This is a genomic window from Rubripirellula lacrimiformis (assembly GCF_007741535.1).
GTDB lineage: Bacteria > Planctomycetota > Planctomycetia > Pirellulales > Pirellulaceae > Rubripirellula > Rubripirellula lacrimiformis.
The window spans coordinates 8,079,782-8,102,895 of record NZ_CP036525.1 but is presented as its reverse complement, the minus strand read 5'-3'; the positions used below and the strand labels follow the sequence as shown (position 1 = coordinate 8,102,895).

At 58.1% G+C, this 23,114-nt stretch carries 17 protein-coding genes; 10 read left to right on the top strand and 7 right to left on the bottom strand.

The window, feature by feature from the left end:
- The first annotated feature begins 12 nt into the window (after positions 1-12).
- From K227x_RS28315 to K227x_RS28300, 4 genes are all read left to right on the top strand, one after another.
- On the top strand, positions 13-1,368 hold the full coding sequence (locus tag K227x_RS28315; RefSeq protein WP_145176021.1) for a dihydroorotase: 1,356 nt from the start codon (positions 13-15) through the stop codon (positions 1,366-1,368).
- A 172-nt stretch (positions 1,369-1,540) separates the two neighbouring features.
- The gene (locus tag K227x_RS28310; RefSeq protein ID WP_145176018.1) at positions 1,541-2,281 is read left to right on the top strand and encodes a 3-keto-disaccharide hydrolase; all 741 of its coding nucleotides are present in this window, start codon (positions 1,541-1,543) and stop codon (positions 2,279-2,281) included.
- A gap of 25 nt (positions 2,282-2,306) precedes the next feature.
- Positions 2,307-2,969: a sigma-70 family RNA polymerase sigma factor gene (locus K227x_RS28305; protein WP_391540404.1), complete on the top strand. Its 663-nt coding sequence runs from the start codon at positions 2,307-2,309 to the stop codon at positions 2,967-2,969.
- A gap of 35 nt (positions 2,970-3,004) precedes the next feature.
- Positions 3,005-4,693: a serine/threonine-protein kinase gene (locus tag K227x_RS28300; protein WP_145178576.1), complete on the top strand. Its 1,689-nt coding sequence runs from the start codon at positions 3,005-3,007 to the stop codon at positions 4,691-4,693.
- Between the two features lie 325 nt (positions 4,694-5,018).
- On the opposite strand, the gene K227x_RS30985 is transcribed toward K227x_RS28300, so the two are convergent.
- Genes K227x_RS30985 through K227x_RS28285 form a run of 4 tightly spaced genes read right to left on the bottom strand, consistent with a single transcriptional unit; the run spans position 5,019 to position 7,165 of the window.
- Positions 5,019-5,192, bottom strand: coding sequence for a hypothetical protein (locus K227x_RS30985; RefSeq protein ID WP_218933607.1), 174 nt, complete (start codon positions 5,190-5,192; stop codon positions 5,019-5,021).
- Positions 5,179-5,397, bottom strand: coding sequence for an addiction module protein (locus K227x_RS28295; protein WP_145176012.1), 219 nt, complete (start codon positions 5,395-5,397; stop codon positions 5,179-5,181). Before K227x_RS28295 ends, K227x_RS30985 begins: the two co-directional genes overlap by 14 nt.
- Before the next feature lie 60 nt (positions 5,398-5,457).
- Positions 5,458-6,624, bottom strand: coding sequence for a metallophosphoesterase (locus tag K227x_RS28290; RefSeq protein WP_145176009.1), 1,167 nt, complete (start codon positions 6,622-6,624; stop codon positions 5,458-5,460).
- 7 nt (positions 6,625-6,631) lie between these two features.
- Positions 6,632-7,165 carry a SixA phosphatase family protein gene (locus K227x_RS28285; protein WP_145176006.1) on the bottom strand — a complete coding sequence of 178 codons (534 nt, stop codon included), beginning with the start codon at positions 7,163-7,165 and terminating at the stop codon, positions 6,632-6,634.
- A 144-nt stretch (positions 7,166-7,309) separates the two neighbouring features.
- Here K227x_RS28285 and K227x_RS28280 point away from each other — a divergent pair, with 144 nt between their 5' ends.
- On the top strand, positions 7,310-8,605 hold the full coding sequence (locus tag K227x_RS28280) for a PQQ-binding-like beta-propeller repeat protein (RefSeq protein WP_246146352.1): 1,296 nt from the start codon (positions 7,310-7,312) through the stop codon (positions 8,603-8,605).
- Between the two features lie 200 nt (positions 8,606-8,805).
- On the opposite strand, the gene K227x_RS28275 is transcribed toward K227x_RS28280, so the two are convergent.
- A complete protein-coding gene (locus K227x_RS28275) occupies positions 8,806-10,602 on the bottom strand; it encodes an AAA family ATPase (RefSeq protein ID WP_145176000.1) in 1,797 nt (598 codons plus the stop codon).
- A 238-nt stretch (positions 10,603-10,840) separates the two neighbouring features.
- On the opposite strand from K227x_RS28275, the gene K227x_RS28270 reads away from it, so the two are divergent.
- The 3 genes from K227x_RS28270 to K227x_RS28260 all read left to right on the top strand — a co-directional run bounded on the left by K227x_RS28270 (position 10,841) and on the right by K227x_RS28260 (position 17,561).
- Positions 10,841-14,383, top strand: a complete 3,543-nt coding sequence (locus K227x_RS28270) for a PSD1 and planctomycete cytochrome C domain-containing protein (protein ID WP_218933606.1) — start codon at positions 10,841-10,843, stop codon at positions 14,381-14,383.
- Between the two features lie 62 nt (positions 14,384-14,445).
- The gene (locus K227x_RS28265; protein WP_145175994.1) at positions 14,446-15,909 is read left to right on the top strand and encodes a DUF1501 domain-containing protein; all 1,464 of its coding nucleotides are present in this window, start codon (positions 14,446-14,448) and stop codon (positions 15,907-15,909) included.
- An 89-nt stretch (positions 15,910-15,998) separates the two neighbouring features.
- A complete protein-coding gene (locus K227x_RS28260; protein ID WP_246146351.1) occupies positions 15,999-17,561 on the top strand; it encodes a sulfatase in 1,563 nt (520 codons plus the stop codon).
- Between the two features lie 362 nt (positions 17,562-17,923).
- On the opposite strand, the gene otnC is transcribed toward K227x_RS28260, so the two are convergent.
- The gene (otnC, locus tag K227x_RS28255) at positions 17,924-18,556 is read right to left on the bottom strand and encodes a 3-oxo-tetronate 4-phosphate decarboxylase (RefSeq protein ID WP_145175991.1); all 633 of its coding nucleotides are present in this window, start codon (positions 18,554-18,556) and stop codon (positions 17,924-17,926) included.
- Positions 18,556-19,773 (bottom strand): amino acid aminotransferase, encoded by a 1,218-nt coding sequence (locus K227x_RS28250; protein ID WP_145175988.1) that lies wholly within the window; start codon positions 19,771-19,773, stop codon positions 18,556-18,558. Before K227x_RS28250 ends, otnC begins: the two co-directional genes overlap by 1 nt.
- Positions 19,774-20,193: 420 nt before the next feature.
- Here K227x_RS28250 and K227x_RS28245 point away from each other — a divergent pair, with 420 nt between their 5' ends.
- Both K227x_RS28245 and K227x_RS28240 read left to right on the top strand, forming a co-directional pair.
- Positions 20,194-21,672: a GMC family oxidoreductase gene (locus tag K227x_RS28245; protein WP_145175985.1), complete on the top strand. Its 1,479-nt coding sequence runs from the start codon at positions 20,194-20,196 to the stop codon at positions 21,670-21,672.
- A gap of 77 nt (positions 21,673-21,749) precedes the next feature.
- The gene (locus K227x_RS28240; RefSeq protein ID WP_145175982.1) at positions 21,750-23,093 is read left to right on the top strand and encodes a hypothetical protein; all 1,344 of its coding nucleotides are present in this window, start codon (positions 21,750-21,752) and stop codon (positions 23,091-23,093) included.
- Positions 23,094-23,114: the final 21 nt, after the last annotated feature.

Genomic DNA, 23,114 nt, shown 5'->3' with positions numbered 1-23,114 from the left:
CAAGCACTGGCCATGACACGCATTCTTTTTCGCAACGCCCAGGTTGTCCTTGCTGATTCGGTTCCGGTCGCATCGGTGTTGGTCGAAGACGGCCGGATCATTGATGTCGATGCCAGTGCGACCGCGGCTGCGGACCGGGTGATCGATTGTGACGGGCTGCATCTGATGCCGGGTGTGATCGACGACCAGGTTCACTTTCGCGAGCCCGGGCTGACTCATAAAGAAGACCTCGAAACTGCGTCTCGCGCCTGTGCTGCCGGCGGTGTGACTTCGTTCTTGGAAATGCCCAACACCAAACCGCCGGCGATCACTGTCGAAGGGGTTCGAGCCAAGGAATCGATCGCGGCCCAGAAGTCACGAGTCAACTATGGTTTTTACATCGGGGCGACGCCGGACAACGTGGCCGAGCTGAATGCGGCCACGGACGTTCCCGGCATCAAAATTTTTATCGGCAGCAGTACCGGCAATTTGTTGGTTGACGAACAGGCGGCGTTGGAACGGATTTTTGCCGAGACGACTTTGCCCATCTGTGCGCACTGCGAAGACGAAACCACCGTTCGGGCGAACGCGGCACGGTTGGCGGGCACCACCGACATCACTGATCACTCGCGGATCCGAGACGAGAACGCGGCTGTGATCGCGACTCGTCGCGCGACTGATTTGGCTCGTCGGCACAAACATCGATTTCATGTTCTGCATGTTTCGACGGCTGCCGAGTTGCCGTTGTTGGCGGACCCGTCGCCCTATCTGACCGCCGAGATCTGTTTGCACCATGTGTTCTTTAACGTCGATGACTATCCCCGTTTAGGTAGCCGGATTCAGATGAACCCGTCGATCAAAACCAAGGCGGACAACGACGGTCTTTGGCAGGCGCTGTTGGACGGAACGATCCAGGTCATCGCAACCGATCATGCCCCGCACACTCTGGATGAAAAAGCAAAACCCTATCCGGAAAGCCCGTCGGGATTGCCAGCGGTCGAAAATAGCTTGGCACTGATGCTGGACCGCGTCACGGCTGGGCGGTGCACGATCAACCAGGTCGCGTCATGGATGTCGGACGCACCGGCACGAGTCTGGGGGATCGTGGGCAAGGGACGGATCGAAGCCGGTTATGACGCGGACTTGGTGCTGGTCGACATGCAGCAGCAGCGGACCATTCGCGACGAGGAACAGCACACCAAGACTCGCTGGAGTCCCTGGCACGGCGAAACCTTGACCGGTTGGCCGGTGGCGACGTTCGTGGGGGGAACCCAAGTGTGGAGCTCGCAGGCTGGTTTTGATGAAACTTTCCGCGGATCCAAATTGCGTTTCGATCACTCGCGGGGCGGTTACTGGGGCACGATGGATGGAATCGGACCGGCCCAGTAAACCGCGGTATGGGCGTTGAACTACAATCCAGGCGGATCCCTTGCCGGCGCGAGGGACGTTGTTTTTAGATCTGAAGTCGTGGGTTCCACCAGAAGTCCTTTCCAACACAGGATTTTGGCGAATCTCACCACAAACGTTTCCACCAATCCTGTTCACTCGGAGTTTCCTGACGATGAAAAATGTGTTCGCTTCCTCGACGATCTGTTGCTCGGCAATCTTCGCTTTGGTTCTAGCCGGCGGGACGTTGTCCCCGGTAGCTATCGCCGAAGATGGGGCAACCGCGACCGCCGATGCCGGATCGGTTGTGGAACTGTTCGATGGCAAGGGGCTCAGCGGGTGGGCCGGTCGTGACGATTTGTGGTCGGTCGAAGATGGCCAGATCGTGGGACGTACGACCGACGAAGATCCGATCGGCGGCAACACTTTTTTGGTCTACGAAGCCGAGAAGTTTGACAACTTTGAACTGACCGCCGAATTCAAAATCGAAAGTGGCAACTCGGGCATCCAGTACCGTAGCCGTGTGGTCGACCCGGCCGAATTTGTGGTTTCCGGGTATCAGGCTGATATCGACCATGGCAACAAGTTCGCGGGCATCCTGTACGAAGAAAAGGCTCGTGGAATCCTGGCCCTGCGGGGTGAAAAGGTCACGATCGGCGCCGACGGAAAAAAGGCAAAGGAAAGCTTTGGCGATGCAGTGAAACTTGGACAAGGAATTCATCCCGGCCAATGGAACGATTTTCGCGTTGTCGCCGATGAAAATCATTTGCAGCACTTCATCAACGGGACGTTGACCAGCGAAGTGATCGACCAGCAGTCCGACAAGGCTGCCAAGTCCGGGATCATCGCGTTGCAGTTGCACAAAGGTCCGGCGATGACGGTTCGCTTCAAGAACCTCAAAATCCGCAAGCTGTAAGCACGAATCACAGGGGATGGATGCAGTGGCAAAATCAATTTGGCCCAGCGACGATCACACCGAAACATTGTTGCAGTCGGCACGCGACGGTGATGCCGACGCCGTCAATTCTCTGTTCGAGCGGCATCGTGCGCCGATCCGCCGGTTGGTGGAACTGCGGCTAGATCGAAAGGTGCAACGCCGGGTCGACGTCAGTGACGTTGTCCAGGATGTCATGGTCGAAGCCAGCAATCGGCTCGGCAAATACCTGGACGATCCGGCGATGGCCTTCCATTTGTGGCTGCGGCAGATCGCTTGGGATCGGATCATCGATACCTATCGTCGGCATCGTGTTAGTGCCAAGCGGAACATGGATCGTGAACAAGCGATGTCGGTGCCCCGTGGGGCGGATCATTCCACGATGGAATTGGCGGCCCAGTTGTGCGACCCAGCGATGACTCCCGCCGCAGCCGCGACCCATCGCGAGATCGCTGACCAGGTCGAATCGGTGATCGAACAGTTGGCCGATCAGGACCGTGAAATCATTCTGATGCGGCACTACGAACATCTGACCAACCTGGAAATTGCGCAGGTTTTAGGGCTCAGTCCCCCGGCCGCCAGCATGCGGTACCTGCGGGCGGTGCGACGCCTGCGCGAACTTTTGGATGATCTGCAGATCGGCCCGGGGCACGACGAGAGTGAAACGTGAGCCCTTCGGAACCGGAGTCGGCCGACGGTGATGCGATGCCGGCTGCGTCGTCCCAGGCAAACAGCGATGGCGACAGCCAGGTCGGCGACCTTCGCGAACAGCGGCTTGCCAACCTGTTGTCCGAAATCACAGACGCGATTTGCCAGGGCCAGATCCTGGACATCGACCAGGTCTGTCAAGCGAATCCCGATTTGGCCGGTGAACTTCGCCGATTGCTGGGCACGGTGCTTGTCACCGACACCGCGGGGGCCAAACGCGACGAAGGGCTGGCGGATCAAAATCCCGCGGGCAATCGATGGCGAAGCCTCCGTTTGCCAAGCGTGGTGGGCGACTACGAACTGATCGAAGAACTCGGTCGAGGCGGAATGGGAGTGGTCTTTCGGGCCCGCCAAATCTCTCTGGATCGTGAAGTCGCCGTCAAGATGATCCTGCGGGGGCGCTTGGCAAGTGACTTGGATCTGCATCGGTTCATGGCCGAAGCCTCGGCGACCGCCAAGCTGGAACATGCCGGCATCGTCCCGGTGTTCGAAGTGGACGACGTCGATGGTCGACCGTTCTTTAGCATGCAGTTGGTCGACGGGATGACGCTTGCCGAAGCCGTCGCCGATGGTCCCCTGCCCCAACGCCGTGCGGCGAAGTTGGTGGCCGAAGTTGCTCGCGCGATCGGGTACGCCAACCGCCATGGCGTGCTGCACCGCGATTTGAAACCCAGCAACATCCTGATCGCCAGCGACGGTTCGGCGATGGTCACCGATTTCGGTCTGGCGAAACAGATTTCCGAGGCGGACGATCTAACCCGCAGCGGAATGTTGCTGGGGACACCGGCGTATATGTCGCCCGAACAGGCTGGGGGCCGCCGCGGTTTGATGGGGCCTGCCAGCGACGTGTACAGCCTGGGGGCGGTGTTGTACTTCGCCTTGACCGGCCAGCCGCCGTTTGTCGCAAGTTCGCCGATGGAGTTGGTGATGTTGGTGATCGAACAGGATCCGGTCCCGCCCCGCGGGCGATGTCCCAGTTTGGATCGTGATCTAGAGATGATTGTGATTCGCTGTCTGCAAAAGCCGATCGATCTGCGTTACCAATCCGCGGATGATTTGGCGGCCGATTTGGAGGCCTATCTGGCGGACGAAAAAGTGTCAGCCCGCAGTGGCCAGTTCAATCAGGTCGTCGCTCGCCTGTTTCGCGAAACTCACCACTCTGCGGTGCTCGAAAACTGGGGCACCTTGTGGATTTGGCACTCGTTGGTGCTGCTGGTCGCATGCATGTTGACCTGGCAATTGGAATATCACGACGTCCAACAGCGGTGGGTCTATGCGACCGTTTGGATCGTGGGGCTAGGGGCTTGGGCCAGCGTGTTCTGGTCGATGCGGCAACGAATGGGGCCCGTCACATTCATCGAAAGGCAAGTGGCGCATGTTTGGGGGGCCAGCATGATCGCGATCGGTTCGTTGTTCCCGCTGGAATGGTGGTTGCAGATGCCGGTGCTAAGTCTGTCGCCGATGCTGGGCGTGATCAGCGCCATGGTGTTCATCATCAAGGCCAGCATGTTCAGCGGCGCCTTTTATCTGCAAGCGGCCGCCCTGCTAGCGGTGTCGCTGGTGATGGCAATCCATCCCGATTTTGCCCATTTCTGGTTCGGGATCGTTGCCGCGGCATGCTTCTTCATTCCCGGATTCAAGTACGCTCGCCAACGTCATGCCGCACCCACAACGGATCTCCCGTAGGCTTGCGCTGATCGAGACATCGCTGCTTCCACAGATGTGTCAAGTCCGCCGTCACGCCACCCGGGCTGCACGACGATCAACAAAGAGACTTGCCCTTTTGGTCGGTTCAGATGGCTTCTGTCGACAAAGGAAACTGTCCCGCCTCTTTAAGAACTATCCTCGATTTCACCTTGAATTCAACTGTCACCTCGATCGAAATTTAATCTTCGAGCCGATCACGCCTTTAGCCAGGCTGCCGCCGGGTGTGCGAGACGGCGATCACGATGATTCGATCGTCGCGCATAAATTACGCCATGGTGAATGGGAATCCGCGAAAGCGGAAGCCCTACGTTTCGTGGAAATATCGACTCCATGTCTCGGGTGATCGTTGAACCAGTTCTTCGGCCCGGTCAAGTTCCAATTTGAACCGTTCACCAAGATCGGGGTCGATCGCCGAGTAGTCGTCGTACGTGTTGGCTACGTCGTCGAACGCGCCTGGGTGATACTCAAGTTCGGCCACTGGGTTTCCCGCCGATCCGTTTCCATACATCGGACGAAGGAACCGTTTTCACTCGGCCGCTGTCAATATCGTCGATTCGCTGAGCGATCTCGGCATCCCATGCCGCATCTGCCTCGACTTGTGAAACATCCGCGCCGGATGCCGGCTCGATACTGCTCAACAACGCGTTGGCGAGCGCCACCCGTTCAGAAATCGGCAGCTGCATCGCCGTTGCGATCAACTCGCTGGCGTCGCTGCCATTGCGTCCGCTGACGCGGTGGGCGGCTCAAGCTGCGCGAAGTGTCAGCAGCGACAGTTCGGGGCGACAGTTGATGCGGATCAGGTGGGTGCCGGCTAGGCCGCGCGTGACGTGCATCGTTGTTGGTGCGCGGTAGAAGTCGCCTGATGCGTAACGGCTGCCATGGAAACTTGGACTCAACAACGGTCCGGCCAAAGGCAAACGTCCTTGGCCGCCGTGCGTGTGCCCGGCCAACATCAACGTGACGTTATGACGACGGGCCCATCCAAATTGGTCTGGGCTGTGACTCAGCAGCAATCGGAATGGTTGGTCCGGTTGGGCGTCGATCAATGGTCGCTGGAACCACGGGTATTCGTTGCCGATCAACAGCGAATCGACGCCGCCGAGTTTCTTTTTCAATCCACGGCTGCCCAGGTCGGTCCAACCGGCCCGGTCCATCGCATCGCGCGTTTGCCACGAATCGACAACTCGCGTGTCGTGGTTGCCCAGCACGAAATAGCAACCGTCGCGTGCTCGGGCGGGAGCGAAAATCTGTCCCAGCCAATCGATGCAGGGTTGTTTATCAATGATGTCGCCGGTGATCGCCATCAGGTGCGGATCCCACTGAGTTGCACGTTGGACCGCATAGCCGGCAAAGTCTGGGTGAATGTCGCCGGTCAAATGAATGTCGGATAGATGAGCGATGCGATAGCCATCCAGTTCGGCAGGCAGGTGAGCCACCGGTAAATCGATCTGGTCAATCGACAAGTCGAACACTTGGTTGATCGGCAAGCGAGACTCGAATTTGCATTTGCGGGTCAGTGCCAATCGGTTGGAAACCGCTTGTTGCACCGGAACGACTTCGGTTTGTCGCGGAGCCGTGACCGCTTCGACTCCAAAAATAGGCCGAAAGTAAAGCCAGGGGATTCCCAGCATCGGCCATGCCAACAGGCAAAGTACGCTGTAGATGGCCAACAGGGTTGGCGTCGAACTGAGATCGGCATTTCCGGTGACCCAATTCGACAAGAATCCTTGCCACATCCAAATGGCGATGGGAGGCCACAGCAGAGTGAAAGCGAACATGACCTTGGTGCATCGCTTGACCGTCCGCCGCTGCCACCCGAATCCGTTGATACGGTTGTAGCCGGACAGCATCAATCCAAAGTGGCCCGCCAATACGGCGGCCGCGGTGATCCAAGCGAGCGTCGGTGACATCAATTCCCTAGAGTAGTTTGGGGCTCATGAACTGGACGAACTCGGCTTCCGTTCCGCTGGAAAGTTCGCTCCAGTCGGCGATGTCGAATCGGAAAATCGCGATGGCCGCCGTCGGCATCTCCATTCCGCGATCGGCCATCATACTGGCTAGCTGGCTGATCCCCGGATTGTGGGCGATCAGCATTACACAGTCGTGTTGGCCGCCCTCGGACGCCGCGGTCCGCCAGATCGTTTCGGGGCTGGCCAAGTACAGGGAATCCAGAACCGAAAGCTGTGGATCGGTCGACCAGGCCTCCTGCATCCCGTCGACGGTTTCTTGCGTCCGTACCGCCGACGAACAAAGCACCAGATCGGGCACGGCACCAAATTGGGAAAGCCACTGACCCATGACGGGAGAATCTCGCAATCCTCGCCGATTCAACTGCCGATCATGATCCGAAAGGCTCGGATCGCCCCAGTCGCTCTTCGCGTGACGCATCAAAACCAGAGTTTTCGGCATTTGTGATCGCTCGGATGTCGGATGGTTTACTTCGGTGGTCATCTAAATATCTTCGGTTGCCTATAATCCGGATCCCTGGAATCGTTCAACCCGCTTTTTACGACGGACTTCGCACCTATGCTTTCAAGATTTTCTGACCGGTTTCGCGTCGGCTCGAAAACAGCGGCCTCGCTTGCAGCAATCTGCATGCTTGGCGCCACAGCAACCGCCGCGATGGCCGACGATTGGCCAGGGTGGATGGGACCAACGCGAGACGGAGTGTACCGCGAAACAGGAATCATCGACGAGGTGCCTGCCGACGGTCTGGATGTGAAGTGGCGGGTCCCGATCGCCGGTGGGTACGCTGGACCGGCCGTGGCAGAGGGCCGAGTGTTCGTTTTTGACTACCAGAAGACGGATGGCGAATCGTTCAATAATCCGGGGCAACGAGCCGCACTGAAGGGCCAGGAACGCTTGACCGTGCTGGATGCCGAGACCGGCAAACAGGTTTGGCAGTATGCCTACGATTGCCCTTACAGCATTTCCTATCCGGCCGGTCCTCGGTGCACGCCGACGGTCGATGGCGATCTGGTTTACATCTTGGGCAGCGAAGGCGATCTGCATGCGCTGCGAATCAGCGATGGCGAACTGGTTTGGAAACGCAGTTTCAAACAGGACTTCGGTGCCGAAGTTCCGATCTGGGGATTTGCATCGCATCCGTTGGTCGATGGCGACTTGCTTTACACCATGGTCGGCGGTGACGGACAGGGCATCGTGGCGCTGGACAAGTTAACCGGTGACGTGAAATGGAAGACGCTGGATTGCAACGCGGGGTACTGCACACCGTCGATCATTGAACATGGCGGCGTTCGTCAACTGATCGCCTATACCCCCGTGTCGGTGACCAGTTTGAACCTTGCGACGGGATCCCAGTACTGGAGCATTCCGATCGCACCGGAGTTCGACATGGCGATCGCTCGCCCGATGGTCGATGGTGACCTGATGTACGCAAGCGGCATTCGGGTCGAAGCGTTGATGATTCAATTGGACAGCCAGCGACCGGAGGCCAAAGAACTGTGGCGTGGCGAACCAAAGAATGCCGTTCACAGTGCCAATGCAACGCCTATCTTCACAGGCGGAGTTGTCTATGGAACCGATTGCGATAAGGGCAGTTTGATCGCGGTGGACAGCAAAGATGGTTCGCGGTTGTGGGAAACGTTCGAAGCGACCAAGCCAGGCGAAAAGCGATTCATCAAGCACGGCACGGCGTTCTTAACACGAATCGATGGAACCGATCGGTATCTGATCTTCAGCGAGACTGGCGACCTGCTGATGGCCCGCCTGACCGCAGACGGTTACCACGACCTAGGCCGCACACCGATCCTGGAACCGACCAGCGAGTGTTTTGGTCGATCGGTCGTGTGGAGCCATCCGGCCTACGCCAACCAAACCATCTACGCCCGCAACGACAAAGAAATCGTGGCCGTCGATCTGGCAAAGTAGCCCGCAGCCGAAGATCAGGATTCGCACCAATCGGCGTTCCCACAAGCATGGAAGGCGAGCGAAAATCGCCAAGGGTTTCGGCCCATGCGCCGTCGGATCGCCGAAAGTCTTGGCGACATTCGCTACGGTGAATCGTCGACATTCGCGACGGGAACCCAACGACATTCATAACGTTTGTCGTGCGAACCTGTGATCCGCGGTTAACCGGCCGCTTCGTCTTTTTTTTCGTCTTCGGGCGGGCCGACCATGGCGGCGACGGGATCGCCCCAATCGGCGTCAAAGGAATCTTCGCACTCGGTGCAGTCGATTTGAGTGCCCAACAACTCGTCGTCGATGACTTGAGCTGCTTGGCAATGCTGGCACTGCACACGGACTTGCCCTTTCTCGTCCGCCATCGCTGCCAGGTGAGCGTCCGAGACGCCGGCGACTTCGATGTCGTCGGCCTCTAGCGTCGTCAGCAGTTCGCGGTTGATGTCGGCAAGGGTCGACAATCGGTTGGCCAGTTTGCGGACACTGCGTTCGAAACTGTTGCGCGAGCAGCGACCATTGCCAAAGTGTCGATCGCGATTGATGAACAGGTACGTGAACCCACGCAGCAGGCGACGTCGCGCCTGGGTCGGCAGGCTGTACTTGGCTTTGTTGGCGATCAGTTCGAAGATCCGGCACAGGTCTTGTGGCGAATAATCGTCGAACGTCATCGTCGTGCCGACGCGTGAACTGAGGCCCGGGTTGCTGCGGATCATGGTGTGCATTTCGACTGGGTATCCGGCCAAGATGACCACCAATCGATCGCGTTGATCTTCCATGCGTTTCAGCAGTGTTTGGATCGCTTCGCGGCCGTACTGGTCTTGGCCGCTTTCGTCGATCAGCGTGTAGGCCTCGTCGATGAACAGGACACCGTCGAGTGCTTCGTCGACTTTGGCGTTGGTCTTGGGGCCGGTTTGGCCGGCGTATTCGGCGACCAGTCCGCTACGGTCGGTTTCGACCAGGTGCCCTTTTTCCAGAATCCCCAGCGCACCGTAGATGTTGGCGACGATTCGCGCGACGGTTGTTTTGCCAGTGCCCGGGTTGCCGACAAACGACATATGCAGGCTCGGCCGAGTGGTCGGTAGCCCTTCCTTTTCGCGAAGACGTTCCATTTTCAGAAAGTTCGTCAGCGTTTCGATCTGGTCTTTGATCGCATCCAGGCCGACTAGGCGATCCAATTTGGCACGCGCATCGGCCAAACGCTGTTCGGGGGTGCGGTCATCGGGCGGTGTCGGTGCGGTTTTGGCGGCGGCCGATTTCGAAGCGGCGTCGGTCGGTCGATGGCTGCCGGATCCGCCGGGGCCGGCCATCGGAGTCGGCTTTTCGGCGGCTTGGGGACTGATGCCGTCACGAAGTCGCTTGGCTTCGTCGCGCAGCCAATGGATCGCCTCGCGTGCGTTGTTGGTGTCCGTTTCGTTGGCAAGCGTCTCCGGTGCTTTGCCATGAATCTGGTCGAACTGGGACTGCATCGCCGCGATGCTGGTGTTGTCGCGCAGACTGATGTCGCCATCGACCGACGCCAGCAGATTGGCCTGACGCATGGCGAGTGTTTCGAGTTCTCCCCAGCGGTCACGGATCGCGGGAATCTCTGCAAAGGGCCGAACCAGATCGCTCCAACGAAAGTCTGCCGAAGCTTCGATCAGCCAATCGACCGCTTCATGCAGTTGGTTGCCCATCACCGATTTGCCCCAAATGTGTTCCAGCAACACACGTCCAAGTTGGCGTTGTTCCATCGTGCGACCGCTGGCGTTGGGGACGACACCGGCGAAAACCTTCATCAACAATCCCTGATGCAGGTCGTCCATTTGTTCGGCAATCGACGCCGCATCGGCGTCTTCCCCCCCCGAAAGCCAACCATACGAACCACGGATCAACTGGCCACTTTCGATGTACAGGGCCTGGGTCTGTTTCAGCGAATCACGGTACAGGCGAATGGATTCGATGATTTGATCGTCGGGAAGTCGCGGCATGACAGGAAGAGGCCCGTGGGGAGAAGAGGGTCATTGGCGGTGACGGACGGGGGCCCGCAGCGGGGCCCGGTATGGCCGATAACATAACCTTTTGTCACTTGGAAACCAGTATTTGGTGAACCACCAAGCCCGCGTTAGACTGGGGCGGAAGGGGGTGAATGCCCCGCTGGACGAAATGCCGACCAAGACCCAGCCATCATCCCGCCCCAATTGCTCTCCCACCCTCCCCGCGATCATCATGCATCGAAGAATTTCTGCGATTGCCCCTTTTGCTACGATTGCTGCTGTTCCAGCGATGGTTCTGTTCGCTGTGATCCTGCCAGCAGCGACCGCCACCGCTGCCGATCCCGATTTTGCTCGCGACATCCGGCCGATCCTGTCGGACCACTGTTTTGCGTGTCACGGGCCAGACGAAGCCGAGCGGGCTGCGGGACTGCGGTTGGACACCGCCGATGGCGTGGCCGATGTGATCGATCCAGGGGACGTCGATGCCAGCGAACTGGTGTTGCGGATCACTTCCGACGATACCGATCAATTGATGCCGCCGCCGAAGTATCACAAGCCGCTGTCGGATGCACAGAAGACAACACTGCGGGATTGGATTGCATCGGGCGGTCAGTTCGATTCGCATTGGTCCTTTGAACCGTTGCCGACCGACGAAGTCACGTCGCCCGATCCCGCTGTCGCGGCCAACCAGATTGACCAGTTCATCGAAGCGGCGGCCGGGGAAGTCGGATTGCCGCTTAATGGCCGAGCCGACCGACGCACGATGCTGCGCCGCGTCTGTTTGGATTTGACGGGATTGCCACCAACACGTGATCAGATCCAAGAGTTTCTCAGCGATACGTCGCCGGATGCGTACGAGAAGTTGGTCGATCGATTGATCCAGTCACCCCATTTCGGTCAGCACGTCGGTCGCTATTGGTTGGATCTGGTCCGGTACGCCGACACCCATGGTCTGCATTTGGACAACTATCGCGAGATGTGGTCCTATCGCGATTGGGTGATCGAAGCGGTGAATGCCAACATGCCCTTTGATCAGTTCATTACCGATCAGTTGGCGGGGGATCTGTTGCCCGACGCGACGGACAAGGAACGGATCGCCAGCGGTTTCAATCGGTTGAACGTGACGACCAACGAGGGCGGATCGATCTATGACGAAGTCTTCGCTCGCAATTGCATGGACCGAACCGATGCGTTTGGGACCGTGTTTCTAGGGCTGACGACGGGCTGCGCTGTTTGCCACGACCACAAGTTCGATCCGATTTCGCAAAAAGACTATTACTCGCTGTACGCGTTCTTCAACAGTTTGGACGGGCGGGCGATGGACGGGAACGTCAAGGATCACCAGCCAGTGATCTCGGTGCCCGACCAGAATCAACAGTCGTTGTTGCAAGAGTTCAAAACAACATTGGCCGAATTGGAAGCTGAAAAGAAAGGGCCGATCGAATCGGTCGATGCTGCCCAAAGGGTTTGGGAATCTTCGCTTGCCGAACAGGTCGCCGCCCAGTTTCGGCCACTGCTGCCAACCGAAGTGTCGTCCGAAGCCAAGGTGGAAATGAAAACACTGGCCGATGGATCCGTTGTGTTGGTCGGTGATGCGGCCGCCAAGGATACGACGACGATCGTCGCGGCGATTCCGTCCGGGGTTCAGTGGCAGACGCTGTACCTAGAAGCGCTGGTGGATCGTCCCGAGGACCGGGTGGGGGCATCATCCAATGGGAATGTCGTGTTGACCGAAATCACGATCGAAACCATGGACGCGTCGGTACCGGGCCAATGGGTCGAGGTTCCGATTGCCTCGGCGTTCGCAGACGTCGAACAAAGTGGCGACCAGTTTCGCATCGAACGGGCACATGACGGCAAGTTGGACGCAGGGAAAGGTTGGGCGGTCGCGGGTCACCAACAGGTCGGCGGCCGATCGGCTTGGTTCGTGATCCCATCGCTGGTCGTCGAAGGCGACGATGCAAAGATTCGAATCCAATTGAAGTATCAGTCGCAATTCGCCAATCATCAATTCAAAAAGGTGCGACTATCGCTCAGCGATTCGATCGCTAGCGTTCCTGCGGAACAACGGGTCACCCTAGGCGACGTTCATACTGCGGGGCCGTTCCCGCTATCGAAGCCCGCGGCTGGATACGAAGGCCGGTTTGCGTCGGAACAGTTGGAATTCAAGTCCGACGAAGTCTTCAAGCACGACAATCGATCGTACACCTGGCAGCATCGAAATGATCTGGCCGAGGTGTTCGTCAACGATTTGCCAGTGGTGGCGGATCAGCCCACGGCGTTTGTTTTGCACCAAACGATTCATGCGCCACGCGACCAAAAAGTGACGTTCATGATCGGCGGGGACGATGGATACATGGTGTTCCTGGGGAAAGATCAGATCGGCGTTCACAAGGATGCCGGTGATTTAGAACCGCTGGCCGATGAGTACGAATTGCCGCTGAAAAAGGGCGACAACGATCTTTACGTTCGCGTCGTCAATCACTCGCATGATTCGAAGTTGACGTTTGCATTTCGATCTCCCGCCATCGCGATCCCGCAGCAGCTTCGCGATTTGGTGAAGACGCCCGTCGACCAACGCTCTGACGATGTCCGCACTTCGCTGCAAAACTACTACCGCAAGGTCTACTGTTTGCACCCCGATTGGTTGGCGCTGATCGACCAGCAGAAAGGGACACTGGCAGCCCACGAAAAACTGAAGTCTGAAATTCCGACCACGTTGGTGTGGAAGGAATTACCGACGCCGCGCGAAGCGCATGTGTTGAAGCGTGGTCTGTATGACCAACCCGGTGAAGTTGTGCCGCGATCGACACCTTCTTTCTTGCCGGCCTTCCCCGCCGACGCACCCATGGATCGTCTGGGCTTGGCCCAGTGGTTGACGATGCCCGGGCATCCGTTGACGGCGCGTGTGGCGGTGAACCGTTTTTGGCAACAGCTTTTTGGAACCGGTTTGGTCAAGACCAGCGAGGACTTTGGTAGCCAGGGCGAACCGCCTAGCCACCCTGATTTGCTGCGTTGGTTGGCGGTTGATTTTCAATCCAATGGTTGGGATGTCAAACGGTTGTTGAAGTCGTTGGTGTTGACCGATGCCTATTGTCGATCGGCCAAATTCAATGACCAAATGTTGCGTGTGGATCCCAACAATCGGCTGCTGACTCGTGGGCCTCGGCATCGTCTGGATGCCGAAGTGTTGCGGGACCAGTCGCTGGCGTTGGCCGGATTGTTGGTGGATTCGCAGGGTGGCCCCAGCGTGAAGCCGCCACAGCCTGATGGGCTTTGGGCCGCCGTCGGTTACTCCGGCAGCAATACCGTCAAGTTCACCGCGGATACCGGTGACAAAGTCAACCGCCGCAGCGTGTATGTGTTCTGGAAACGAACCAGCGCTCCGCCGCAGATGGCAACCTTGGATGCGCCTAGTCGGGAATCCTGTACCGCCCGTCGCGAACGCACCAATACGCCGTTGCAAGCGTTGTTGCTGATGAACGAAACCCAGTATTTGGAAGCCGCCAAGGCGCTGGGCAAACGGGCGCGATCGCAGTCGGGGATCGAATCGGAAGCCGAGCGGATTGACTGGCTGTTCGAAACCGTCACCGCTCGTCTACCAAACGCCCGCGAACGAGTCGAACTGCAACAACTGCTCGGCGATACCCAGGCGTACTACGACCAGAACCCCGAATTGGCGGCAAGTTTGATGGAAGGGTCGGATGCGGCGGCAGCGGCTTGGACGATCTTGGCCAGTACGATGCTGAACTTGGACGAGACCGTTTCGAAATAGTTTTCCCCGATACGTTGCCGTCTTCGATAGCGTCAATCATTCATAGTGCGGACTCCATTGATATGAACAATCAAGAAATCATCAATCGCCTGACGCGGCGTTCATTTTTCTCGCAGACGTCGGCCGGTTTAGGGGCTGCGGCGCTGGCGTCCCTCAACGCCGGCAATGTGGTCGCCACGCCCGCATCCAGTTCGGATCGCGTGGGCGGTCTGCCGTCGCTGCCGCATCATGAACCCAAGGCCCGCCGGGCGATCTACTTGTTCATGTCTGGGGCCCCCAGCCAGATGGACATGTGGGATCACAAACCCGCGATGGCTGATTGGTACGACAAGGATCTTCCCGAATCGATTCGCCAGGGTCAACGTTTGACGACGATGACCAGCGGACAGTCGCGGTTTCCTATCGCGCCGAGCATCTATAAGTTTTCGCCCCATGGGCAGAACCAGACGATGGCCAGCGAACTGATCCCGCACATGGCCGGCAAAGTGGATGAGATTGCGCTGGTCAAATCGATGTATACCGAAGCGATCAATCATGATCCGGCGATCACCTATATCTGCACCGGAGATCAGTTGCCCGGGAAGGCTAGTTTGGGTTCCTGGCTCAGCTATGGCTTGGGGACCGAGAACGAGAATCTGCCGGCGTTCATGGTGATGACGGCTTCGTGGACGGGGCGTCAACAGGCACAGGCGCTGTACAACCGATTGTGGGGCAGCGGGTTTTTGCCCAGCAAGTATCAGGGGGTCTCGCTGCGCAGCAGTGGCGACAAAGTCCTATACCTGTCCAACCCCGACGGAGTCGACCCGAGCGTTCGCCGTCGAATGCTCGATTCGCTGGCCCGGTTGAACCAGTCGACGGCGGAACAGATTGGCGACCCGGAAACCAATGCTCGCATCGCCCAGTACGAAATGGCGTTCCGAATGCAGACCAGTGTTCCCGATCTGGCCGACATCAGCGATGAACCCCAACATGTCTTGGATCTGTACGGGCCGGATGTGACCAAGCCGGGAACCTTTGCCAATTGCTGTTTGATGTCGCGTCGAATGGCCGAGCGTGGCGTGCGGTTCACACAGATCTTTCACCGAGGTTGGGACCAACATGGTCAGCTTCCCAAGGATCTTCCGAATCAATGTCGTGACGTGGATCAACCATCGGCGGGATTGCTGACCGACCTGCGCCAACGTGGAATGCTGGACGATACCCTGGTGGTTTGGGGCGGCGAGTTCGGCCGCACGATCTACTGCCAAGGCGGTTTGACCAAAACGAATTACGGACGCGATCACCATCCCAAATGCTTTACCGTTTGGATGGCAGGTGGTGGGGTCAAGGCCGGAGTGGTGCACGGCGAGACGGACGAGTTTAGCTACAATATCACCAAGGATCCGGTTCACATCCGTGACCTCAATGCGACGATCTTGAACCAGATGGGCATCGACGCAGAACGGTTTGTGTATCCATTCCGTGGATTGGATCAACGTTTGACCGGCGTCGAGCAGAGCCGAGTGGTGAGCGAAATTTTGGCTTGATTCCGCTGCCCTTAACTTCGATGCCGACATCGATTTTCGATCGGCCGCGTTCTTTCTTGATTGGCTCACGAACATCACGGTGCTATCGGATGCTTGATCGATACGTTTCTATCCAAGGGGTTTCGATGTTAGGTGGTCTTGGGCGGCGTCGGATCCGAAGCATTGCGGAGCTAGTATTCGCTGTCTTTCTATTCGCTGCGTTTGGTTGCACCAGCGCAGTTGGCGGCGAAATCGCAGGTGCCGACCAAGCGACGGGGACAATATCCGGATCGGCGACGCAGGCCGATCAGCGGCCCAACGTGTTGTTGATCTACCTGGACGATTTCGGCTGGCGAGACTGTGGGTTCATGGGAAGCGATTTCTATGAAACGCCTCATCTGGATGCCCTGGCGGCACGCGGGATGGTGTTCACCAACGCGTATTCCTCGGCCGCCAATTGCGCCCCCGCACGGGCCTGTTTGTTGTCGGGACAGTACACTCCGCGGCACGAAATTTATAATGTCGGTACCGAGCGACGTGGCAATCCGAAGTATGGCAAGCTGGAACATGTTCCCGGTGTCGATACGTTGCCGACCAATATCCGAACCTGGGCCCATCAGATACGTGATGCAGGATACCGGACCGGATCGATCGGCAAGTGGCATGTTAGCAACGATCCCCTGCCCTACGGTTTCGATTTCAATTTCGCGGGCACCCACAGCGGTAGTCCACCGAGGGGTTATTTTCCGCCACACCCCAAGGCACCGGGATTGGAAGACGCGCCCGACGACGAATATCTAACCGACCGTTTGACGGACGAAGCGATTGGTTTTATCGATCGCAACCAAGACACGCGGTGGATGCTGTACTTGACCCACTTTGCCGTCCACACGCCGTTGCAGGGTAAGGATGATCTGGTCGCCAAATACAAACAGAAGCCGAAAGGCGAATTGCACAATCACGCGATCATGGCCGCGATGATCCAAAGTGTCGACGAAGGGATCGGGCGGATCATTGCACGTTTGAATCAACTTGGGCTGGACGAGAAAACGGCGATCGTCTTTACGTCCGACAACGGTGGCTACGGACCTGCCACATCGATGGCACCGTTGAAGGGATACAAGGGAACCTATTTCGAAGGCGGCATTCGTGAACCCTTCTTTGTCGTTTGGCCATCCGTAGTAGAGGGCGGGACGAAGTGTGACACGCCGATCATTCAGGTGGATCTGTACCCGACGCTGTGCGAGATGACGGGGGCTGATTTACCGCAGGACCAGCCGGTGGATGGGATCAGCCTGGTGCCGCTGATCAAGGGTGCCGGACCGGCCGCCGAGCCGCGATCGATCTTTTGGCACTTTCCGGCCTACCTGCAGGCGTATTCGAAATCCGATGGTCAACGCGACCCGCTTTATCGCAGTCGCCCATGCAGCGTGATTCGTCGCGGCGACTGGAAGTTGCACGAGTATTTCGAAGACGGCAAGTTGATGTTGTTCAATTTGAAAGACGACATTGGCGAATCCAATGATCAGTCTGAGTCGAATCCTGCCAAGACCAAACAGTTGCATGATGAATTGGTCGCTTGGCGGAAAGCCACCGGGGCGCCGGTCCCCAGCAAGCCCAACCCGCGGTACGACGCCGATGCCGAGGCAAAGGCAATCAAACGAGCTATGTGATCGAGATCGCGAAGGAGTTCGTGACCCGCAAATCGGGTGATCGTCCGCTCCGTTCGTAGTACCGGCTTCAGCCGGCGTTTTCTTCTTGGGACGGTTCGGTTCGATGCACGGACCCGCTTCCGTTTGAACGCAAAGCTACGACGATTGAAATTTGAAACGGGTTTGGATCAGCGCGCCGCTCTGACGGCGCGGTAGCGAGGGATGCGGTACGCTGACACGATGTCCGGATCGTTCAATCCAACACCGTGGGCTCGACGAAGCGATGCGTCGTTCCGGATTGTTTCGCTGCGGTCGGGGCGGGTGATTGCCGGATCTGCGTCGCTGCGCTCCTTGTTCCGGCCTACTTCGTTCCGGTTGGCCGATCAGGGGTGGAAGTCGGGTACCAGACGTGTTGGGATTCCACGCAGCAGCAGGAACAGCCGAGCCGTTTCTTCCAACTCTTCGGCGGCCGCGACGGCGGCGGCTAGCGATTTCCCGGCAATCACCGGGCCATGATTGGCCAGCAGCATCGCACGCGTGGTTTTCGCTTGTTCCCCCACCGCGGCGGCCAGTTCCATGTCGCCCGGAGCGTAGAACGGTACCAGCGGGCAACGTCCCACTCGCATCAGTTGGTAGGCAGTGATCGGCGGCAGCACGTTTTCGGGGTCGATCTCGGCCATGCACGAAACCGCTACCGAATACGTGCTGTGCAGATGCACAACCGCGAATTCCTGCGGACGCGATCGATACATCGAAAGATGCAGGAACGCTTCCTTGGATGGACGGTCGCCGGCTAGATGTTCGCCGTCGAAGCTGACTTTGGCGATCCGATCCGGGGCCAGGCTGCCCAGGCTGGAATCGGTCGGCGTGACCAGGATCCCATCGTTTAGCCGGACACTCAGGTTGCCGGTGCTGCCGTGGGTGAACCGACGCTCGAACAGCGAACGTCCGCGAGCCGCCATTTGCTCGCGTAGTTCGCGTTCGGAGTCATCCGGTGCCTGATTCGCCGCCGTCATCAGTTTTCAATCACGTCCGCAATGGCTGCACAGAGTTGATCCATGCGATCTTCGCTCATCCCGGCGACGTTGATTCGGCCGCTGCCGACGATGTAGATGCTGTGTTTGTTTTTGAGTTCATCCACTTGCATCTTGTTCAGCCCGCTAAACGAAAACATGCCGTTTTGGTCTAGCAAGAATCCGAAGTCGTGGCCTTTGCCAGTCTTCTTCATCGTTTCGACGAACTGTTGTCGAAGCCGCTTGATGCGTGTCCGCATCTCGGTCAGCTCGTCGTGCCACATCTGCGTCAGGTCGGCATCATCCAAGATGGTTGCTACCACTGCCGCACCATGACGCGGTGGATTGCTGTAGTTGCTGCGGACCAAGGTTTTCAATTGGCTTTGGACGGCACCCGCCATTTCAGCGTCGCCGCTGAGGATCGAAATGGCACCAACACGCTCGCTGTACAAGCCAAAGTTCTTCGAGAATGAACTGCACACGATGGCTTCGTCGCAGACCTTCAAGATCGCACGTACCGCGACCGTGTCTTCGGCCAGACCGTTGCCGAAACCTTGGTAAGCAAAGTCGATGATCGGGAGCAGTCGTTTTTCGGCGACGACGCTGGCGATCTGGTCCCACTGTTCCGCAGTCGGGTCCACACCGGTCGGGTTGTGACAACAGGCGTGCAGCAGGACTGCGTCGCCGGGCCGGGTGTTGTTGGTCAGGTCGTCGATCATGCCATCCAAGTCGAACGACTTTTTGTCGTCGGCGAGGTAGCGGTAGGCTTCCTGCGGAACATGCTCGGATGTGAACACCGCGTTGTGGTTAGCCCAAGTCGGTGTGGAGATCCAAACGCGGATCGGTGCCAACTGGCTGTTCAAAAAACCGGCAGCCACTCGCAGTGCACCGGTGCCACCGGGGGTCTGCACGACGGACACGCGGTCCGATTCGACGCAGTCGCCAAAGATCAGGTTGCGTACATGACGGCGATAGTCGGCCTGTCCATCGATGGGCAGATAGCCCTTCGTTTTCTCGTTCTCGACCAGCCACTTTTCAGCAGCTTTGACGCATTTCAGGACAGGGGTCTGCCCGGACGCATCCTTGTAGACACCGACGCTGAGATTCATTTTCTGAGGGTTGGTGTCGGCTGCGAAAGCCTCCGTCAATCCCAGAATAGCGTCGGGGGGAGCGGTCGTGATCCCGATGAATCGGGACGATGGTTTCGAAGTTGCGGTCATCGAACTTTCGTGTGCGTGAATTTCGAAGCGAACGGGAACCCCGGAATCCTAGTCAACCGCGGCCAAGTTCACCATCGACCTAGTTTCCTGCTGCGGCAATTCGTCCACCGTCGCGGGACGTCCCAGCCGCCCGCGACCCCCGCTACACTTGCCTGGGGCCCGCCCCGTCGTCCTCCGGCGTCGCCCGGAAAATACCGCGGATGCGTCCCCGTGCATCGGTTTTGGCCGTATTGATCGGAATTGGCCCCATCCGTGGTGCAACCGAAGCGGTCGTGATCGCGTGCGTCGATCCGCAAGTTTCACATCGCTGGCCCCAGGAAAGCGATCGGGTGGGACAAGCGTTGGAGGCACATCGTGCCAGAAATATTGTGCACCGGGTCGTTCTTGCGACCGTCGGTCGGATTCTAGTGGGAGTTAACAATGACATCGCCTGACCTGATCATCGTCGGCGCCGGGTCGGCGGGCTGCATGATGGCCTGTCGTTTGCGGGCGCTGACGGACTTAAACGTGATGGTCGTTGAACCGCCATCGGCCGAAGCACCGCCGATCGATCGCCAGCGCCCTTCGCGTTGGATGAAACTGATCGAGTCCGACGAAAATTGGAATCACACCACCGGTCCTAACATCGGTTTGGCGAATCGAAAACTGGCCTGGCCACGCGGTCGTGGGATCGGCGGAAGCAGTCGGATCAACGCCATGATCTGGTTCTCGCCCACCGAATCGGATTTTGATTCTTGGGCCGAAGCAAGCGGTGGTCGACATTCGATCGCAGATTGGCGAAACGCGGCGCTGGCCACCGAAGCGATGATCCAGCCTGAATCGCCGCGTTATCTAAGCGAATCATCCGAGTCGTTTTTGGCCGCTGCCAAAGATTTGGACGGCGCGACGCCGATGGTCTACCGTCGATTCAATCGGCAAGGACGAAGGTTGGACCTAACGCCGATGTTGTCCGGATGCACCGTCGTTCGTGCCACTGTCGATCGGATCCTATGGGACTCCGACAGGGCCATGGGCGTGTCGGTGATGAAGGATGGGGCGACCGTCGATCTTGTCAGCCGCTTGGGCGTCATTCTATGTGGCGGCGCGATCGCCACCCCGACGATCCTGCAGCGAAGTGGTGTCGGGAACCCGAGCGATCTGTTGACCCACGGGATCGATGTTCGCATCCCGCGACCGTTGGTGGGCCAACAATTGCAGGATCATCTAGTGATGCCCGTGATTTTTAAGACGCGAGCAAAAAAAATATTTCGTCTGAATCCGCCTCTTCGAGACGTGGCCAGGTGGCAGATGTTGGGCACCGGCCAGGTCGCATCGAATGTCGCCGAGTGCGGTGGGCTGTTCGGCGATGGTCGATTTCAACTGCATGTGACGCCGACAAACTATCTGACCTTTCCCACGCCCAGCGAAGTCGCAGTGATGACAATTGCCGTCAACCTGACTCAGCCTCTATCACAAGGGCAGATTGGTCTCGGTGGCGTAGATCCGACAAAACCCGCATTGATCCAGTCGAACTATTTCGCGGATGCCCGGGACGCAGAATCCTTAGCTGGGGGGGTCCAAATGGCACGCGCGATCGCGGCCCGTGATCCGCTTGCCAATTTCATCATCGACGAAGTATTGCCAGGGACTCGACGATCCGATGTCCAAGCGATCACTAAGTCGATGTCTCGGTATGCACAAACGCTTTACCATCCAGTTGGGACGTGTCGCATGTGTCGTCGCAATGATTCGGTGGTGGATGCTGAATTTCGTGTGCGGGATTCCACCGGTTTGTGGGCGGTGGATGCGTCCGTGTTGCCCGGATTGCCGCTCGGGAATCCGACCGCATCGGTGATGACGATGGCCTATTTGGCGGCGGATCAGATCGCGCGCGACACGCACATCAGCCACGGAATCTGATTGACAGTGCCTTGGCGGTGCTCCTATGACTAAGGCTTCGCCGAGTCGGGTTTTCATCGTCGTTCGGGGGCCACGTGATGCGTCAGTGCATTTGTTTGATCGTCCTGTTTGGGGTCGCCGTCGTTAGCGGCAGCACGGCCACTGGTTTATCGGCGGACGATGCGTTGGTTGCGGATGATGCGATTCATTGGGGCGACCCTCTCGGGCCAATTTCTGCAACCGAAGCGGACGATAAACTGGTCCTGCTGTTGATCACCAATGATGAACCGATTCGCGTCGATGATGCCGTCGACGTGGCGGATGGTGATGACCAGCGGGCTGCGGTTGATGCACCCAATGGCGTCTATGGCTGGTGCACCGACGTGTTTGCCGACGCCTTTCGGGAACTGCGGCACCGTCGGCCCGATCTGCGATCGAAGCTGATGTTGCAATGGCTGCCGGCTGGCTTGCCAAGGGAATTGACCGGTGGCAAAGTCAGCAACGGGACAGCCCGCGCCGTCGTGCTGCTTTGCGATGGGCACTATCGCTTGGCCAGTTTTTTGGTCGGCGTTCCCGATGCGGACGATCTTTTGACTTTGATCGAAGACGGTCAAGAATTCCAACGTTTACGTTCGCTCGACACGCAGGGGCGCCAGCGGGTCGTCGCCAATTTGGCCGGTCGCAGCAGCCAGCGAATGGACCGCCTGTGGCGTCAAGTTTTAGAAGAAAGCGTTGTCGCGATGGACGGTGCGGCGGACGACCGTGGGGGAGTAAAAGACAGGGGGATCGGCGAATTGGAACCCGATTTTTCTTATGAATCGTTCGATCAAGTCGCTACGCAACGCATGCTGGTTCTGAACGAACGGTTTGGCGATATGTACCTTGCCGACGTCAGGCTTCGGTTCGGTTTGACGGAAGCATCGGATGTTGAACGGCTAGTCACTTTGGAACAACACATTCAAACCCGTCGTCCTTGGTGCGAAGCGATGATCCCCTTCATCGCGGGCATCCAGGTCGACCAGCAGTGGCCCACCCTGGTTGAACTGATTTGGGGACACCCGGCGATTCGCGGTGACTTTGATGCATCGGAATTGGTCCAGCAGATCAAGACACTTGGCAAGGACGAAACATTTGTGTTCTCGATTCAGCCACCCACCGCACTGCGAAACATTCCTTGGCCGCCGATATCTGACGATACCAGCGGTGCAGGTGCCGGTTGGCAACGTGTGCAGGAATTGGCGACCAAGACGCGTTATCGCGAAGTCGATTGGCAGCAGTTGGCGGCGGCCATCCGCGGCGGCGATCTGACGCCAATCGACGTTCGTGGCAACTCGTTGCTGCGTTACGTCATCTTGCCCGCTGGCAAAACAAAACCACTACCCGTATTTCAGAACAGTCCACCCGGACGAGTCGTTGGTCTATTGAAACGTTTCAATCGCTAAACGCGACTCCGAAGGTCTTTT